Genomic DNA, 262 nt, shown 5'->3' with positions numbered 1-262 from the left:
CGTGCATACAACGTGTTCTATGCGCCCATTGCGCCTTCGTCGGTGCCGGATACCGGCGTCGTGAATATCGGCGCGCTACCCGGCAACGCGGCGGCGAACGTGCCGACCGCGAACAATCCGCTACCGGTCGCTTTCGCGACCTTGCTCGGCGGCGAAAGCTCGTCGTACCGGATCGTGTCCGGCGCCGATGTGTCGAGCGCGAACCCGCTCGCGTTGCAGCCGGCTTCGACGTCCACGAACGCAGCGGCGGCTTCCGCCAACC

General features: G+C 67.2%; 1 protein-coding gene. It reads right to left on the bottom strand.

From position 1 onward, the window contains the following. Nucleotides 1–17: 17 nt before the first annotated feature. The coding region (locus SB752_RS32700) for a hypothetical protein (RefSeq protein ID WP_410719547.1) at nucleotides 18–262 on the bottom strand (245 nt) is incomplete at its 5' end.

The sequence above is a fragment of the Brevibacillus sp. SIMBA_040 genome (assembly GCF_046535075.1).
Classification (GTDB): domain Bacteria; phylum Bacillota; class Bacilli; order Brevibacillales; family Brevibacillaceae; genus Brevibacillus.
The sequence above is the reverse complement of the archived record's forward strand: the minus strand, read 5'-3'. Positions and strand labels throughout refer to the sequence as shown.